This is a genomic window from Phycicoccus mangrovi (assembly GCF_018729305.1).
In the GTDB taxonomy this organism is placed as follows: domain Bacteria; phylum Actinomycetota; class Actinomycetes; order Actinomycetales; family Dermatophilaceae; genus Phycicoccus; species Phycicoccus jejuensis.
The window spans coordinates 1-17287 of the sequence record NZ_JAHHWP010000030.1 but is presented as its reverse complement, the minus strand read 5'-3'; the positions used below and the strand labels follow the sequence as shown (position 1 = coordinate 17287).

At 73.5% G+C, this 17287-nt stretch carries 14 protein-coding genes and 1 rRNA gene; 7 read left to right on the top strand and 8 right to left on the bottom strand.

Going from position 1 to position 17287, the window contains the following annotated elements:
• The 3 genes from rrf to KMZ30_RS21330 all read left to right on the top strand — a co-directional run.
• Window positions 1-80 (top strand): 5S ribosomal RNA (rrf, locus tag KMZ30_RS22740); the annotation flags it as partial.
• Window positions 81-201: 121 nt separating this feature from the next.
• Entirely contained in the window at window positions 202-1896 is a 1695-nt protein-coding gene (locus tag KMZ30_RS21335) for an ABC-F family ATP-binding cassette domain-containing protein (RefSeq protein WP_215514537.1), read from the top strand.
• Window positions 1897-2036: 140 nt separating this feature from the next.
• On the top strand, window positions 2037-5204 hold the full coding sequence (locus tag KMZ30_RS21330; protein WP_215514536.1) for a pullulanase X25 domain-containing protein: 3168 nt from the start codon (window positions 2037-2039) through the stop codon (window positions 5202-5204).
• A gap of 109 nt (window positions 5205-5313) precedes the next feature.
• On the opposite strand, the gene KMZ30_RS21325 is transcribed toward KMZ30_RS21330, so the two are convergent.
• The 8 genes from KMZ30_RS21325 to mftA are packed head-to-tail and all read right to left on the bottom strand — an operon-like array spanning window position 5314 to window position 11705.
• A complete protein-coding gene (locus KMZ30_RS21325) occupies window positions 5314-5973 on the bottom strand; it encodes a hypothetical protein (RefSeq protein ID WP_215514535.1) in 660 nt (219 codons plus the stop codon).
• A gap of 4 nt (window positions 5974-5977) precedes the next feature.
• Entirely contained in the window at window positions 5978-7168 is a 1191-nt protein-coding gene (mftD, locus tag KMZ30_RS21320) for a pre-mycofactocin synthase MftD (RefSeq protein ID WP_215514534.1), read from the bottom strand.
• Complete coding sequence (gene mftF / locus KMZ30_RS21315; protein WP_215514533.1) at window positions 7165-8589, bottom strand: mycofactocin biosynthesis glycosyltransferase MftF; 1425 nt, start codon at window positions 8587-8589, stop codon at window positions 7165-7167. Before mftF ends, mftD begins: the two co-directional genes overlap by 4 nt.
• Window positions 8582-9352 (bottom strand): mycofactocin-coupled SDR family oxidoreductase, encoded by a 771-nt coding sequence (locus KMZ30_RS21310; RefSeq protein WP_215514532.1) that lies wholly within the window; start codon window positions 9350-9352, stop codon window positions 8582-8584. Before KMZ30_RS21310 ends, mftF begins: the two co-directional genes overlap by 8 nt.
• Window positions 9349-10083 (bottom strand): mycofactocin biosynthesis peptidyl-dipeptidase MftE, encoded by a 735-nt coding sequence (gene mftE / locus KMZ30_RS21305; RefSeq protein ID WP_215514531.1) that lies wholly within the window; start codon window positions 10081-10083, stop codon window positions 9349-9351. The genes KMZ30_RS21310 and mftE overlap by 4 nt, the downstream gene beginning before the upstream one ends.
• 5 nt (window positions 10084-10088) lie before the next feature.
• Window positions 10089-11324, bottom strand: coding sequence for a mycofactocin radical SAM maturase (gene mftC, locus KMZ30_RS21300; protein WP_207025392.1), 1236 nt, complete (start codon window positions 11322-11324; stop codon window positions 10089-10091).
• Entirely contained in the window at window positions 11321-11584 is a 264-nt protein-coding gene (gene mftB, locus KMZ30_RS21295; protein ID WP_030529738.1) for a mycofactocin biosynthesis chaperone MftB, read from the bottom strand. Before mftB ends, mftC begins: the two co-directional genes overlap by 4 nt.
• Before the next feature lie 10 nt (window positions 11585-11594).
• Window positions 11595-11705 carry a mycofactocin precursor MftA gene (mftA, locus tag KMZ30_RS21290; RefSeq protein WP_030529737.1) on the bottom strand — a complete coding sequence of 37 codons (111 nt, stop codon included), beginning with the start codon at window positions 11703-11705 and terminating at the stop codon, window positions 11595-11597.
• Between the two features lie 237 nt (window positions 11706-11942).
• Between mftA and mdo the strand changes: the two genes are divergently transcribed.
• The 4 genes from mdo to mftM all read left to right on the top strand — a co-directional run bounded on the left by mdo (window position 11943) and on the right by mftM (window position 16967).
• The gene (gene mdo / locus KMZ30_RS21285) at window positions 11943-13235 is read left to right on the top strand and encodes an NDMA-dependent methanol dehydrogenase (protein ID WP_207025393.1); all 1293 of its coding nucleotides are present in this window, start codon (window positions 11943-11945) and stop codon (window positions 13233-13235) included.
• Window positions 13236-13341: 106 nt separating this feature from the next.
• Window positions 13342-14529 (top strand): AAA family ATPase, encoded by a 1188-nt coding sequence (locus KMZ30_RS21280; RefSeq protein WP_215514530.1) that lies wholly within the window; start codon window positions 13342-13344, stop codon window positions 14527-14529.
• A 9-nt stretch (window positions 14530-14538) separates the two neighbouring features.
• Entirely contained in the window at window positions 14539-16065 is a 1527-nt protein-coding gene (locus KMZ30_RS22585) for a VWA domain-containing protein (protein ID WP_215514529.1), read from the top strand.
• Window positions 16062-16967, top strand: a complete 906-nt coding sequence (gene mftM / locus KMZ30_RS21270; RefSeq protein WP_215514528.1) for a mycofactocin oligosaccharide methyltransferase MftM — start codon at window positions 16062-16064, stop codon at window positions 16965-16967. Before KMZ30_RS22585 ends, mftM begins: the two co-directional genes overlap by 4 nt.
• The last annotated feature ends 320 nt before the right edge of the window (window positions 16968-17287 follow it).

The following is a 17287-nucleotide window of genomic DNA, read 5'->3' as shown; positions in this document are numbered from 1 at the left end:
TTCCGAACCCGGAAGCTAAGCCCTTCAGCGCCGATGGTACTGCACTGGTGACGGTGTGGGAGAGTAGGACGCAGCCGGACAACCATTCCAGAAAGGGCCCACCAACACACTTGGTGGGCCCTTTCTCGGTTTTCGGGGGTGGGTCGCCGTGGTGGCGAAAAAGCGGGTGCCGTCGCGGGCCGCGCTTGGGACCATGGAGGTGTGGGACACCTCGACATCGCCGGCGTCGGCTACGCGCTCCCGGACGGACGACCGCTCCTGCGGGAGGTCAGCCTGCGGGTGGGGGAGGGCGCCAAGGTCGCGCTCGTCGGCCCCAACGGCACCGGCAAGACGACGCTGCTGCGCATCCTCGCCGGCGACCTCGCCGCCCAGGACGGCGTCGTGACCCGCAGCGGTGGCCTCGGGGTGATGCGCCAGTTCATCGGCAAGGTCCGCGACGGGTCGACCGTCAGGGACCTCCTCGTCTCGGTCGCCCCGGACGCCATCCGGGCCGCAGCCGCGGAGGTCGAGCGGACGGAGCTCGCGATGATGGAGCGCGAGAGCGAGCAGGACCAGCTCGACTACGCGCAGGCGCTCGTCGACTGGGGCGACGTCGGCGGCTACGAGTGGGAGACGCTCTGGGACGTCTGCACCGTCGCGGCGCTCGGCGTCCCCTACGAGCGGGCCCAGTGGCGCCCCGTGACGACGCTGTCCGGTGGGGAGCAGAAGCGCCTCGTCCTCGAGGCCCTGCTCCGCGGCCCGGAGGAGGTCCTCGTCCTGGACGAACCGGACAACTACCTCGACGTGCCGGCCAAGCGGTGGCTGGAGGAGCAGCTCGTCGCCTCCCCGAAGACCGTCCTGTTCGTCAGCCACGACCGCGAGCTGCTCGACCGGGTCGCGACCCGCATCGTCACCCTCGAGCCGGGCCGCGGCGGCAACACCGCCTGGGTGCACCCCGGGCGGTTCTCGACCTACGACGTCGCCCGCGAGGAGCGCAACGCCCGGCTCGACGAGCTGCGGCGTCGGTGGGACGAGGAGCACGCGAAGCTCAAGGCCCTCGTCGTCATGTACCGGCAGAAGGCCGCCTACAACTCCGACATGGCCGCACGCCTCCAGGCCGCCGAGACCCGCCTGCGGCGGTTCGAGGAGGCCGGTCCGCCCGAGGCCGTCCCCCTGCGCCAGAAGGTGTCGATGCGCCTGGCCGGTGGCCGCACCGCGAAGCGGGCCGTCGTCGCGACGGGGCTCGAGCTGCGGGTCGGCGGTGAGCGGCTCGTCGAACCCTTCGACACCGAGCTCTGGTTCGGGGAGCGGGTCGGCGTGCTCGGGAGCAACGGTTCCGGCAAGTCGCACTTCCTCCGGCTGCTGGCGGCGGGCGGCACCGACCCCGAGCGCGAGCACGAGCCCGTCGGGGACATCCGGCCGGCGCCCGTCGAGCACGCCGGCCGGGTCGTCCTCGGCAGCCGCGTGCGCCCCGGCTGGTTCGCCCAGACGCACGACCACGTGACGCTCCACGGGCGCACGCTGCTGGAGATCCTCCACCGTGGTGACGAGCGCCGCGCGGGGATGCCCCGGGACCTCGCCGCCCGCGCGCTCGACCGCTACGGTCTCGCCGCCGCGGCCGAGCAGACGTTCGACGCGCTCTCGGGTGGCCAGCAGGCGCGCCTGCAGATCCTCCTGCTCGAGCTGTCCGGTGCCACCCTGCTCCTGCTCGACGAGCCCACCGACAACCTCGACCTGCACTCCGCCGAGGCGCTCGAGGACGCGCTGGCCGCGTTCGAGGGCACCGTCGTCGTCGTGACGCACGACCGCTGGTTCGCCCGCGGCCTCGACCGGTTCCTCGTCTTCCGCCAGGACGGTCGGGTCGTCGAGGCCGACGAGCCGGTCTGGGACGAGGGCCGGGTGCAGCGGCAGCGGTGAGCCGGGAGGCCGAGGGGCGAAGGGTAAAGACTTGGTCAGGACGGCCTCGCCCCCTTCATGTAAAGCGTTTACGCATCTAGGTTCACTGGTCGGAGAGCCCGCGCCGGACGGGACCACCGTCCGCCACCCGAGGAGCAACGATGCCCCGAGCCCATCGCCGCCTGTCCACCGTCGTCGCGACGGCCCTGGTCCTGGGGACACCGGGCCTGCTGGCCGCCGTCCCCGCCTCCGCCGCCGACCGCTCCGTCGCCCTCGTCGGCGACCTGCAGAGCGAGCTCGGCTGCGCGGAGGACTGGGCGCCCGCCTGCGACGCCACCGAGCTGACCCGGGAGGGGAGCACCGACCTCTGGAGCGCGACCTTCCGCGTGCCGGCCGGCACCTACCAGTGGAAGGTCGCGGTCGACGACGGCTGGGACGAGAACTACGGCGCGGGCGGGGTGAGCAACGGACCGAACGTGCCGCTCGTCCTCGAGGGCGACGCCCGCATCGAGTTCACCTACGACGACGCCACCCACGCGATCTCGATGACCCCCGTCGACCTCGCGGGGGACGCGACCCGCGAGGACCGGCGCCGCGCCGGCGACTCGCTGCGCTCGAGCCTGACGCGTGAGCGGTTCTACTTCGTCATGGCCGACCGCTTCGCCAACGGCTCGACCCGCAACGACCGCGGCGGCCTGACCGGTGGACCGCTGACGACCGGCTTCGACCCGACGAACAAGGGCTTCTACCACGGCGGCGACCTCAAGGGCCTGACCGAGAAGCTCGACTACATCAAGGGCATGGGCACGACGGCGATCTGGCTGACGCCGAGCTTCACGAACAAGCCGGTCCAGGGCAAGCCCGGCGAGGAGAGCGCCGGCTACCACGGCTACTGGATCACCGACTTCACGAAGATCGACCCGCACCTCGGCACCAACGCCGAGATGAAGAAGCTCATCGACGCGGCGCACAAGAAGGGGATGAAGGTCTTCTTCGACATCATCACCAACCACACCGCCGACGTCATCGACTACCGCGAGGGCCAGTACACCTACCGGACGAAGAAGGCCTTCCCCTACAAGGACGCGGACGGCACGGCGTTCGACGACCGCGAGTACGTCAACCATGCCTTCCCGACGCTCGACCCCCAGGTCTCCTTCCCCTACACCCCGTTCCTGCACCCGGGCGACGAGAAGGCCAAGACCCCGGCGTGGCTCAACGACGTGACGATGTACCACAACCGCGGCGACTCGACCTTCGCCGGCGAGTCCTCGACCTACGGCGACTTCATCGGCCTCGACGACCTGTTCACCGAGCGGCCCGAGGTCGTCGACGGCATGGGCGAGATCTACAAGCAGTGGGTCGACTTCGGCATCGACGGCTTCCGCATCGACACCGTCAAGCACGTCAACCTCGAGTTCTGGCAGAAGTTCATCCCGGACATCCTCGGTGAGGCCCAGCGCATCCGGAACAAGGACTTCTTCGCCTTCGGCGAGGTCTACGACGGCAACCCCGCCGTGATGTCCGAGTACACGACCGCCGGCAAGCTGCAGGCGACGCTCGACTTCGGCTTCCAGCAGCAGGGCGTCGACTTCGCCAAGGGCAACCCGGCGAACGTCCTCGCCGACTTCTTCGCCAAGGACGACTACTACACCGACGCCGACAGCAACGCCTACCAGCTGCCGACCTTCCTCGGGAACCACGACATGGGCCGCGTCGCGATGTTCCTCAAGGGCGCGGCGAAGGACGACGCGGAGCTGCTGAAGCGCGTCCTGTTCGCCGACTCGCTCATGTACACGATGCGCGGCAACCCGGTCACCTACTACGGCGACGAGCAGGGCTTCATCGGGACCGGCGGCGACCAGCTGGCGCGCCAGGACATGTTCGCGAGCACGACGAAGATCTACAACGACGAGGCCGTCCTCGCCGGGAAGTCCGGCTCGCGCGACCGGTACTCGACGAAGCACCCCATCTACCGCCACCTCGCCGAGCTGGCCCGCCTGCGGGCCAAGCACCCGGTCCTCGCGGACGGCGCGCAGGTCCAGCGCTACGCCGACGAGGGCGCCGGCCTCTTCGCGGTCTCGCGGGTCGGGTCGGGCGACGAGCGGGACGACCACGGGAAGCGGGACGACAAGCGGCGCGACGACAGGCGGCACGACGACAAGCGGCACGGTGACAAGGCGCCCCGCGAGTACCTCGTCGTCGCGAACAACGGCACGACGGCGAAGTCGGCGACGTTCGACACCTGGACCAGCCGCAGCCGCTTCCAGCCCCTGTACGGCTCGAAGAGCACGCTGCGCACGAGCAGCGACGGCTCGGTCACGGTGACCGTCCCGCCGCTCACCGTCGCCGTGTGGCGCGCCGCGTCCCCGGTCGACACCCGAGTCGCCGCCCCGAAGGTCACGGTCGGTCTCGACGGGACCGGCGTCAGCGGGCGCACCGAGGTCGCCGCCGACGTGGAGTCCGGCACCTTCAGCCAGGTGACCTTCTCGTACCGCCCGGTCGGCACCCGCGACTGGACGCTGCTCGGGACCGACGACAACGCGCCGTTCCGGGTCTTCCACGACGTCAGCGCGATGCCCGTCGGCACCCCGCTCGAGTACCGCGCCGTCGTCAAGGACGCGGCCGGTCGCGTGGCGGCCGACAGCGGGTGGGCCGTGACGGCGCAGCCGCCGTCGGCGACGGTGCCGCAGAACGGCGACCGCCCCGCGACCCAGCCGGGGACCGTGGCGTTCGCCGGCACGCTCAACAGCGAGATGGGCTGCGCGGCGGACTGGGAGCCCTGGTGCGACCAGGCCCAGGCGACCCTCGACACGACGGACGGCATCTGGAAGAAGTCGGTGGACCTGCCCGCCGGGCCGTACTCGTACAAGGCCGCGCTCGACAAGGCGTGGACCGAGAACTACGGCGCCGGTGGCGTCCGCGACGGGGCGAACATCGACGTCGAGACGACGGACGGGAAGGTCACGTTCTACTACGACCCGGCGACGCACTGGGCGACGTCCGACGAGCAGGGCCCCATCGTCGTGGCCGGCGGCTCGTTCCAGTCCGAGCTCGGCTGCGCCGCGGACTGGGCGGCCGACTGCCTGCGGCCCTGGCTCCAGGACCCGGACGGGGACGGCGTGTACGCGCTGACGCTCACCGGGATCCCCGCCGGGACCTACGAGTTCAAGATCGCGCACGACCTGTCGTGGGACACCAACTACGGTGACGGCGGCGTCCCGGGCGGCGCGAACATGTCGCTCACCGTGCCGGTCGACGGAGCCCGGACGACGTTCCTCTACGACGTCCGCACGCACGAGACGACGGTGACCTCCGAGGCGCCCTGACCGGGCGCGTCCACCGGGACCGACGACGGGTCCGCCACCTCCCGCAGCGGGGTGGCGGACCCGTCCGCGTGCGGGGAGCCGGGGCGGCGTGGCGGGGGTGGTCGGGCGGTCAGCGCCCGAGCACGACGTCACGACCGTCCAGCCGGACGGCGAACCCGGCGCCGCCCACCCCGACCTCACGCAGGACCAACCCGTCGGGGAGGCCGGCCACGGGTGTCCGGATCGTCACGAGGCGGCGCGCCGCCGCTCCGAGGGCCGCGTCCACGGGGCCGGGTGCGCCGACGTCGACGGTCTCGGGCTCGAGGACGAGCAGCCCGCCCTCGGCCCGCACGGCGCCGGTGGCGCGCACCAGCAGGTCGCGGCCCAGGACCGTGACCTGCCGCTCGACCCCGGCCCGCCCGCCGCCGGCGGCGTACAGCCGGGTCCCGTCACCCACCTGGTCGGCGACGGTCCCGAACGGCACGGTGGCACGCACCGCGAGCGTCGCGGCGCGCAGCCCGTCGGGGCCGAACCGCACGCCGGTGCCGGTGGCGTCGACGTCGACGAGGTCGCCCTCCGCCGCGACGACCTCGCGGCTGTCGAGCTGCACCGCCCCGAGCCAGGTCTCGTCGGGACCGAGGTCGCCCGGGGGCGGAACCCGGACCCCCGACGGAGGCGGGGAGGGCAGGGTGGTCGGCGTGGCCCCCGAGCCGAGCGAGAGCCCGAGGGCGAACACACCGAGCCCGAGGACGACGAGGGTCGTCAGGACACCGAGGAGGAACTGCTTCACCCGGTCAGCGTGGCACCTCGGTGGCGCCGAGCGTGCGGGTGAACCCCTCGGGGACGAGGATGTCGTCGCGGCTCAGCTCCTGCACCGAGCTGCGGCCGAGCCCGAGCAGGGCGGAGGAGACCCCGCCCGCGAGGATGTCGAGGACGTTCTCGACCCCGGCCTGCCCGTTCGCGGCGAGGCCCCACAGGTAGGCGCGGCCGATCATCACGGCCTTCGCGCCGAGGGCCAGGGCCTTGACGACGTCGCCGCCGCGCCGGATGCCGGAGTCGAAGACGACCTCGACCTGGTCACCGACCGCGTCGGCGATGCCGGGGAGCATCCGGATGGCCCCCGGGATGCCGTCGAGGTTGTTGCCGCCGTGCGTCGAGACCGAGATGGCCGTGGCCCCGGCGTCGACCGCGCGCCGGGCGTCGTCGACGCGGCAGATGCCCTTGACCATGAACGGGCCGCCCCACGTCTCGCGCAGCCACGCGATGTCCTCCCACGAGGGCGGTGGCGTCGTCATCCACTCGCCGTAGGCGCCGAAGAACGTCGGCCCCTTCTGCCCGCGCGGCGCCATGTTCGGGGTCGTCAGGTCGGGCAGGGCGCCGGAGCGGACGAAGTCGAGCAGCCAGCGCGGCTTGCGGACGACCTCCGGGGCGAAGGAGAGCATCGCCCGGGGGGTGAGTGCCTCGGGGATGGTCGGGCTGCCCCAGTCGCGGCCGTGCGAGAAGGTCCAGTCCAGGGTCGCGATGACACCCTTCGCGCCGGCCGAGCGGGCCCGCTCGAGCCGCTCGGTCATCGTGTCGCGGCCGCCCGACCAGTAGATCTGGAACAGGGTGCGGTCGTTGGCGGCGACGACGTCCTCGATCGGGCTGGACCCGAAGGAGCTGAGGCCGACCGCGGTACCGCGCGCCGCGGCCGCCCGGGCGACGGCGACCTCGCCCTCCGGATGGACCGCCTGGACCCCGGTGGGGGAGATGATGACCGGCAGCGCGAGGTCCATCCCCATGACGTGGGTGCCGAGGGACCGCTCGGCGCTCCCGCCCGCGATGTGCGGGGCGAAGCCGAGCTCGGAGAACGCCGCGATGTTGTCCTCGTAGGTGAGGCCGCGCTCGGACCCGGCGAGCAGGGCCTTGTAGACCGAGCGCGGCAGGCGCTTCTCGGCGCGCCGCTGGGCCTCGGCGACGGTCTCGAACCATCCGTTGCTGCTCATGACTGTGACCTCTCGGAGGGGGTGGGAGTGCGGGCCGGCCGGTGCCGGAGGACGGGGAGGAGGGCTCGGGGGGAGCGTGCACGCAGGCAGCCGGCCCACAGGCCCGCGCCGTAGGCGAGGTCCTCGGCGCGGCGGAGCGCGGTGTAGCGCGCGGCGTCGAGGTCGGGGCGCACCCGACGGTGGTCGAGCACGCCGTCGACGACGGCTGCGGCCAGGGCCACGCGGCGGGCGCGCCGCGAGAACGGCAGGAGGGCGGCCGTCAGCGGCCAGTGGTGGCGCACGACGAGGGCGGTGGTCTGGGTCAGCGTGGCGTGCAGGGCGACCCCGAGCACCGCGACGGCGGCCCGGTGCGGGTGGTCGCTGCCCCGCAGGCGGCGGGCGAGCGTCACCTCGGCGACGGCGCCCGCGGCGAGGGCGACCGGGATGCTCCACCGCCGCTGCGCGAGGAGTGCGGCGGCGGCGACCGCCGACCAGGGCGCGAGGACGGCGGGGGAGACGGCCTCCCCGTGGCGCACGGCCAGCAGCGCGGCGCCCGTCCCGTAGAAGGCCTTGCGCGACAGCCAGGCCCGTGTGGTGGTGCGGTGCTCGTGGCGCACGACCACGGAGGGGTCGTAGCGGACGTCGTGGTCCCGGGCGACCCGCCACACGAGGTCGACGTCCTCCGCGACCTCGAGGGACTCGTCGAACCCGGCGCCGAGCGCGTCCCGCCGGGCGAGGAGCACGGCGCTCGGCACGTACGACACCCGCCCGTGCGGGTGGACGCGCGCCGGCGACGCGCCGAGGTCGAGCGAGGAGCGGGCGGCCTCGTAGCGCGCGAGCACCCCACGACCGTCGTCCAGCCCGAGGACCCGGGGGGCCACGAGAGCGACCCCCGGGTCCTCGAGGTGGCGCCGCAGGGCGGCGAGGACGGTGACGTCGAGGACGACGTCGGAGTCGACGAACGCCACGACGGGGCTCGTCGCGGTACGCAGCCCCGTGTTGCGCGCGGCGGCGGGGCCCCGGCGCTCCGGGTGGCGGACGTACCGGGCGGCGTGCCGGCGGCAGACCTCGACGATCGACGCCGGGTCGGTGGAGCCGTCGTCGACGACGACGACGGTGGTGCCCCGCAGGCCGCCGAGCAACCGGTCGAGGGCGTCCGGGCGGTCGAGCACCGGGACGACGACCGTGACGTCGCCGGTCGTCGGCGGGCGGCTGCCGTTCCACCACGGGTGGGCGAGACCGCGGTCCAGCAGCATCCGCGCGACCCTCGCCGAGGTCGGGTCCTCGACGGCGAGGACGCCGGCGTCGTCGATGCGGCGCAGGGCGGCGGGGCGCAGGTGGACGAGCCGCCCGGAGGAGCCTCCGAAGAGCGTGCGGCCGTCGTCGCACCGGTGCGCGTCGTCGGCGAGCCGCACCCGGAACCCACGAGGGAGGTCAGCCACGGCCGAACCCCCCGTCGGCGTCGAGCACGGCTCCGTGCAGCACGGTGCCGGCGCTCGCGGCGAGCTCGACGACGGCGGCGACCTCGTCGGGGTCGAGCGGGCGACGTGACGCCTGGTGCTCGGCGAGCGGCTGCACGTCGTCCATCCCGTAGAGGCGGGCCGTGGCGGCGAGCATCGGCGAGTCCGTGGCCCCCGGGGCCACGCCCACGGCGGTGACGCCGGTGCCGACGAGGTCGGCGGCGAGGGCCCGCACGACTCCGGTGGCGGCGTGCTTGGCGACGACGTACGCCGACAGCCCGTAGAGGCCGTGGCCCCCGGCGGCGGAGGTGAGGACGACGACCGTGGGCCGGGCCCCGGCGGGCCGGCGCAGGAGGTGGGGGACCGCTGCGCTGGCGAGGTTCCAGGCGGTGGCGGCGTCGGCGGCGAGCAGCCCGTCACGGACCGCGATGTCGGTCTCCCACAACGGCCTCCCGCCGGCGATGACCGAGGCGCAGGCCACGGCCACGTCGAGGCCGCCGTGCTCCGCGGCGACGGCGTCGACGGCCGCGCGCGTGGCGTCGAGGTCGCGCACGTCTACCTCCCGGCAGGGGATGCCGTCATCGGTCAGGGCGGTGCGGTCCGCCGAGGACGCGTGCCGGTACCCGAGGGTCTCCCCGTCGAACGCGTCGAGCACGGTGACCGGTCCGGCGGCGCGCAGCCGGCGCGCGACCGCCGCGCCGATGCCCCGGCCACCCCCGGCGACCACCGCGACGCGGCCCGTCATCCCGGCACCCCCGCGGCCTCGGGCCGGACGAGGCGACCGTGCTCGTCGACGTCGCCCGCGAGCACCTGGGCGGTGACCCGTGCGGCGAGCGCGGCGAGGTGCTCCCGGCCCTCGTCGGCGCTCGCGCCGCGCGGGTCGCCGAGGACCCCGGTGGGGGTGACCGCCGCGACCCCGCCCGCGCGCAGCCGGGGGAGCAGCTCCGGCAGGGGGTCGAGGGCCCCCGCGACCGCCAGGTCGGGGCGCACCGACCCCGGGGCGACGGCGAGGGCCAGCGAGGTCTCGGCCCGCCCCGCGTGGGCGTCCCAGCCGGGCTCGGCGCACGAGGTCCAGGCGACGTCGTGTCCCTCCCAGCGCAGCCGACGGGTGGCGCTCGCGACGGCCTCCGCGTTGCCGCCGTGCCCGGTGACGAGGACAACGGGGCCGCACCACAGCCGGACCGACCGGACGAGCTCGACGACGACGAGGCGCAACGCCTCGGTGCCGATCGAGACCGTGCCGGCGAAGCCCTCGTGCTCGCCGCTCGCCCCGTACTCCAGCGTGGGGGCGACGACCACGCGCCGCTGCGGCGCCCGGTCCGCCAGCCGGAGCGCGACCTGCTCGCAGACGGCCCGCGCGACCACCGAGTCGGTGGCGAGGCCCAGGTGCGCGCCGTGCTGCTCGCAGGCCCCGAGCGGCACGAGCACGGTCGCGCCGACGAGGTGCTCGCCGGTGGCGGCGGTCCCGAGGTCCACCGACGTCAGCCCGCAGGGAGCGCGTCCCGGGCGGGACCCAGCGGGCTCTCGTCGCACGGCGAGGCCGGGGGGCGGCGGGCGATGGTCACCGGGACCGGTGCGTTGCGGACCGGGCCCCGGTGGCTGTGGTCCTGGCTCGGCGCGGGGCGCACCCCGTCCGCGACCGCGGCGAGGGAGGCCTCGGCGTTGCCCTTGACGCACTCCGGGTCCGGCCCGTCGAGCGGCAGGCCGGTGAAGAACTTGGCCGCCATGCACCCGCCGCGGCAGGCGTCGTACGCCGAGCAGCGGGTGCACGCGCCGCCGGTCTGGGGCGAGCGGAGGTCGGCGAAGAGCGGGGCGTCGCGCCACACGCTGCCGAACCCGGCGTCGCGGACGTTGCCGGCGAGGAAGCGGTCGTGGATCGCGAAGGGGCAGGCGTACACGTCGCCCACGGGGTCGACGAGGCAGACCACCCGGCCGGCGCCGCAGAGGTTGAGCCCGGGCAGGGCGTCGCCGAAGGCGGCGAGGTGGAAGAACGAGTCGCCGGTGAGGACGCCGTCGCCGTGCGCGACGAGCCAGTCGTAGAGGACGCGCTGTTGCTCGGCGAGCGGGTGCAGGTCGTTCCAGACGTCGGCCCCGCGGCCGGCCGGCCGCAGGCGGGTCAGCCGCAGGACGGCGCCGTGCTCGTCCGCGATCTCCTTGAAGCGGTCGAGCTGCGGGATGTTCTCGCGGGTGCAGACGACCGACAGCTTCGTGTCGGTCATCCCCGCGTCGCGCAGGTTGCGCAGCGCGCGCAGCGCCGCGTCGTAGGTGCCGGCGCCGCGGACGGCGTCGTTGACCTCGGGCGTCGCGCCGTCGAGGGACACCTGCACGTCGACGTAGTCGGTGGCCGCGAGGCGCTCGGCGCGCTCGGGCGTGATGCGGAAACCGTTGGTGGAGAACTTGACCCCGACGTCGTGGGCCACGGCGTGGTCGACGATCTCCCAGAAGTCGGGGCGCACGGTCGGTTCGCCGCCGCCGATGTTGACGTAGAAGACCTTCATCCGCTGGAACTCCTCGACGAGCGAGAAGCACTCCTGCGTCGTCAGCTCGCGCGGGTCGCGGCGGCCCGACGACGAGAGGCAGTGGACGCAGGCGAGGTTGCAGGCGTAGGTCAGCTCCCAGGTGAGGCAGATGGGGGCGTCGAGGCCGTGCTCGAAGTGCTCGACGAGGCGGGTCCCGGGGGCGGGGGTCGTGGCGGGGCGCTCGGGGGCGAGGGTCATCCGGTCCTCCTGGTGATCATCCGCTGGTCGGCGAGGCGGCGCAGCGCCGCGTCGAAGCCGGGGCGGTCGGCGGCGGGGACGCCGGCGCGGTCGAGGGCGTCGGCCACGGTGGGGGCGGCCTGCAGCCCCTCCACGACGGCGACGAGCCGCGGGTCCTTGAGGAAGGTGAGCCGGCGGCTGGTGAAGTCGTAGAGCAGGGCGCCGAACGGCTCGGGGCGGATCGCCACCGAGCCGTTCAGCTCCCAGGACTGCTCGAGCACGTCGCCGGCCTCAGTAGACGCCGCACATGCCGTCGATGGACACGTCCTCGACGAGGGTGTCGGCGAGCAGCTCGTCGCGCTCGTCCTCCGTGGTCTCCTGTGCCATCTCCTCGGGGGTCATGGCGACTCCTCTCCAGCATCGTCGGTGGTCACGACCCGCGGCACGGGACGTGCCCACCACGCTAGGAACGTCCCTGCGGGGCGCCCACCCCTCGCCCGGTCGGTGCCCTCCTGCCGGACCGGGTAGGGGGGTCCCGGGCAGGGCGGGCGGTTTCCGCGACCTCGTCTATGCACGCCGTCGCCGCGCTCCTAGCGTCGAGGCCGCTGACCCCCAGTGCCTCAACGAGGAGGATGTCCGATGCAGGTCGACGAGCTGCTCAAACCGTTCCCCATCAAGGAGTTCCACCCCTTCCCGCGGGCCCTCATGGGTCCCGGGGCGCACGAGATGATCGGTCCGGAGGCCCTCAAGCTGGGCTTCCGCAAGACCCTCGTGATGACGTCGGGCCTGCGCGGCACGAACGTCGTCCACAAGATCGTGGAGTCGATGAAGTACCACGGCCTCGAGGTCGTCGTGTACGACAAGGTCGAGTCCAACCCCAAGGACTACAACGTCATGGACGCGGTCTCGCTCTACCAGGACAACGAGTGCGACTCGTTCGTCTCCATCGGTGGCGGCAGCTCGCACGACGCCTGCAAGGGGGCCCGCATCGCGGTCGCCCACGACGGCCGCAACGTCAACGAGTTCGAGGGCTTCAACAAGTCCGAGAACCCGAAGAACCCGCCGCACATCGCGGTGTCGACGACCGCCGGCACCGGCTCGGAGACGTCGTGGGCGTACGTCATCACCGACACGACGACCGACCCGGACAACCCGCACAAGTACGTCGCGTTCGACGACGCGTCGGTGACGACGCTGGCCATCGACGACCCGGTGCTCTACTACGACTGCCCGGTCGACTACACGGCGCAGTGCGGGTTCGACGTCCTCGCCCACGCGAGCGAGCCCTACGTCTCGCGGCTCAACTTCGAGCCCTCGCTCGGCAACGCGCTGCGGGCCATCAAGCTGACCGCCGAGAACCTGCGCCAGGCCGTCTGGAACGGGCAGGACCTCGCCGGCCGCCAGGGGATGATGTACGCGCAGTACATCGCCGCGCAGGCGTTCAACTCCGGCGGGCTCGGGATCATCCACTCGATCAGCCACGCGGTGTCGGCGTTCTACGACACGCACCACGGGCTGAACAACGCGATCGCGCTGCCGCGGGTCTGGGCCTTCAACATGCCCACCCAGTACAAGCGGTTCGCGGAGATGGCCGAGGCGATGGGCGTCGACACCTACGGGATGACCGACGTGCAGGCCGCGGATGCCGCGCTCGAGGCCGCCATCCGCCTCCTGCGCGACGTGGGCATCACCGAGAAGTTCACCGACGTCACGGCCGACAGCTACTCGAAGAACCGTCTCGGACAGGGTCCGACGAAGTTCTACGAGAACGCGAAGGTCATCACCGGTGACGACGCGGACGTCGACCGCATCACCAACCACGTCCTCGGCGACGCCTGCACCCCGGGCAACGCCAAGGAGTGCACCTTCGAGACGGTGCGCCCGGTCGTCGACCACTGCATGAACGGCGACCTGGACGACCTCATCTCGTGACCCACGCCCCGGCGCCACCCGACCGCGCTCGCTGCGGACGGGTGGCGCCGGCCCCACGGCACGACCCGGCACGGCCCACCACCGACGACGTTGGAGGACACCACCCGTGAGCACCGACCCCGCCCCCACCCCGACGACCTTCGCGAGCGTCGAGGATGCGCGCGAGCGGCTGCGCGACGTCGGCTACCTCACCGACGACCGGCTGGCGACGACCGCCTTCCTCCAGTCGGCGCTCGGCAAGCCGCTGCTGCTCGAGGGGCCGGCGGGGGTCGGCAAGACCCAGCTGGCGCAGAGCGTCGCCGCCGCGACGGGCCGACGGCTGCTGCGCCTGCAGTGCTACGAGGGGCAGGACGAGACCAAGGCCCTCTACGAGTGGGACTACGGCAAGCAGCTGCTCTACACGCAGATGCTCCGTGACAAGATCGGGCAGGTCGTCGAGGACGCCCCCGACATCTCCGCGGCGGTGGACCGGATCGCGGCCCAGGACAGCGTGTTCTTCTCCGAGCGCTTCCTCGTGGCGCGCCCGCTGCTCGAGGCGATCACGTCGCCGGACCCGGTCGTCCTGCTCATCGACGAGGTGGACCGGGCCGACGAGGCGCTCGAGGCGGTCTTCCTCGAGCTGCTCGCCGAGTTCCAGGTCTCGGTGCCCGAGGTCGGCACGTTCGTCGCGGAGCAGACCCCCATCGTCGTCCTCACCTCGAACAACACCCGTGACCTCTCGGCGGCCCTCAAGCGGCGCTGCCTCCACCTGTTCCTCGACTACCCCAGCGCCGAGCGCGAGCTCGAGATCATCCGCTCCAAGGACACCGGGCTGGCGGACGCGCTGGCCGAGCAGCTCGTCGGGGTCGTGCGCGGCCTGCGCGAGCTGGAGCTGCGCAAGGCCCCGAGCATCTCCGAGACGATCGACTGGGCACGGACCCTCGCCGTCCTCGGGGTGACCGAGCTGTCGGCGCCGGTGCTCGCCGAGACGCTCAACGTCGTCACGAAGTACGAGCGCGACCTCGGGATGGCGACCCGCGAGCTGCCGCGGCTCGTCGACCCCAACCAGACCGTCCCGGCCGAGCGCGGTCACGGCCACGGACACGGGCACGGGCACGGCCACACGCACGACGACCCCGGGGGCGCCGACGGGCCCGACGGCCGCGAGGTGCGGGCCGGCAAGGACCAGCCCGGCCGGCACGACGAGGCGTACTACGGCTCGCCGAGCGCGGCCCCCGCCGAGCCGCGCAAGGTCTCGAGCAGCCAGGGCCAGCGCTCGTTCCGCACCGGTGGCGCCCGGCGGCGACCGGTCTAGCGGGGCGTCGTGGAGAGCTCGCTGCACCGGTTCATCCGCTTCCTGCGCCTGCACGGGATGCGGGTGAGCGTCGCGGAGGCGGTCGACGCACTCGAGGCGGCGGCGCAGCCGGGCATCATGGCCGACCGCGAGGTGCTGCGCTCGGCGCTGCGGGTGACGCTCGTCAAGGACCGGCGCGACCTCGAGGTGTTCGACGCCGTGTTCGACCGGTTCTTCCGGCTGCGGGCCGTCGTCACGGAGGCCGAGGGCCACGGGCACGCGCACGACGACCTGTCCGACGAGGGCGAGCTGACCGGGCTGACCATCTCGGACGAGCTCTCCGACACCCCGCAGCAGGGCCACAGCCACGGTGCGCCGCAGGACATCCGGGAGTTCTTCCGGCCCGAGGACCTCGCGCAGCAGTACAACCTCCACCAGGAGGCGAACAAGATCGACATGGCGTCGATGACCGACGAGGTCGTGCTGTCCAAGGACGGGGTGACGCCGCAGGGCGAGGCCGCGCGCGTGCAGGTGTCGACCTCCCGGCTGCACAACCCGGGGACGCCCGGGCGGCTGACGCAGGCGCGCGGCGCCGAGCTCGACGTCGAGCTGACCGTCGCCGAGGAGCTGGCCCTGCTCAGCTGGCTCGGCGAGCCGGACGACGAGCTCGAGGCGCTGCTCGACGACCCCGACGTCGCGCGGCTGCGCGAGCAGCTGGCGCCCCTGCTGGCGTCGCTGCCGGAGCGGATCAAGCAGCACCTCGAGCACCTCATGGCGACGCAGGCGGAGGTCGAGGAGCGCGAGCTCGACGTGGCGCGGGCCGAGGTCCTCGCGGAGTCGGACCGGCTCGCCTTCGAGGAGGCCGTGCGCCGGCTGCTGCGCGCGCTGCGGGGGGCGCCCCGGCCCCGGCGGCACGTCGCGGGGCGCGGGGTCATCGACAGCCGGCGGACCATGCGCTCGAACATGCGCTACGACGGCGTCCCGTTCCGGCCGGTGCTCGTGAGCAAGCGTGAGGACCGGCCGCAGCTGCTCGTCCTCTGCGACGTCTCGCTGTCGGTGCGCGCCGCGTCGGGGTTCGCCCTGCACCTCGTCCACGGGCTGCAGTCGGTGGCGTCGAAGGTCCGCTCGTTCGCGTTCGTCGACGAGGTCGCCGAGATCACCGACCTCTTCGACGACCACCACGTCCAGCAGGCGCTCGCGATGGTCATGGCGGGACGCGCGGACGGCGGGGTCGTCGACCTCGACGCGGACAGCGACTACGGCAGCGTGCTGCGCCAGTTCCTCGACGAGTACGGCTCGGCCATCACCCGGCGCACGACCGTCGTCGTCATCGGCGACGGGCGCGGCAACGGCAAGGACCCCGCGGTCGGTGCGTTCGAGGAGATCGCCCGTCGCGCCCGGCACGTGGTGTGGCTGACCCCCGAGCCGCGGTACTCGTGGGCGCTGGGACGGTGCGACCTGCCGCTGTACGAGCCGTCGTGCGACCACATCGAGGTCGTGCGCAACCTCGGTGCGCTGGAGTCGTTCTCGCACCGGATGGCGGAGGTGCTGGTATGACCGTCGCACCCATCGACGCCCTCGCTCCGGTCGTGGGAGCCTGCTACCGCGACGGGGTGGTGACGGTGCGCCCGCGCCGCCCGGACACCCGGATGCGGCTGGGCGCGGTGCGCACGCCGCACTTCGACCTCGTCCACGACGGGACGGACCTCGTGGTCGAGCACGGTCTCGGCCTGGGCGAGGTCGACGACGACCTCGCCGGGCTGCTCTCGGACGAGCTCTTCGAGCCGGGGTGGCTGCGCGGGTCCGAGCTCTTCGAGCGGGTGTTCACCGGTGTCGTGCTGACCTGCGCCGATGAGCCCGAGGTGGCGTGGGAGGCGTTCTACGCCAACACGCTCGCGGCGGTCGGTGCGGCGGCCCGGGCCGACCCCCGGCCGGGGACGACCGCCGGCCACGGGTGCATCCGCGACTACGCGCCCGTGTACGCGCGGGCCGAGTCCCTCGTGCGGGGGAGGTCGGTGCTCGAACTGGGGAGCTGCTTCGGCTTCCTCGCGCTGCGCGTGGCGGCCGACGGACGGGCGGTGACCGCCTCGGACGTCTCGGGCGGCACGATGCGGCTGCTCGGTGCGATGGCCCCGCGCTTCGGGGTCGACGTCGCGACGCTGACGTGCGACGCGGCCCACGTGCCGCTGCCCGACGGCAGCGCCGACACGGTCCTCGCCGTGCACCTGCTCGAGCACCTCGAGCCGGACCACGCGGCCCAGGTGCTGCGGGAGGCGTGCCGGCTGGCCCGGGCCCGCGTGGTCGTCGGCGTCCCGCTCGAGGACTCGCCGAGCGAGCAGTTCGGGCACCTGTGGGCCGTCACGTTGGGGGCGCTGCGGGAGTGGGGTGCGGCGGCCGAGGGGTGGCGCGCCGAGGTCACCGAGCACCACGGCGGATGGCTCGTCCTCGACCGCGGATGACCCCGACCGGCCATCCAGTCGTCTGGGGTCAGCCGCAGGATGCCGTGCCGGGCGGCGAGCTCCTCGGCCCGGGTCGTCTTCCCCACTCCCGGCAGGCCGACGGTGAGGAACAGGGTCGGTCGCTCGGTCACGCTCCCCACTGTGCGGCGACCCGTCGATCGCGGCAACCGGGTTCACGCGGCCGAGCCGGTCAGGTCGTCGGGTGGGTGGCGGAGGGTGTCGAGGTGGTGGTCGTAGGAGCCGGGGGTGAGGTCCCAGGTGACGTGGTGGCCGTCTTGGTCGGGGTGTGTTCGGACGGTGGCCCAGAGGCGGCGTTGGTG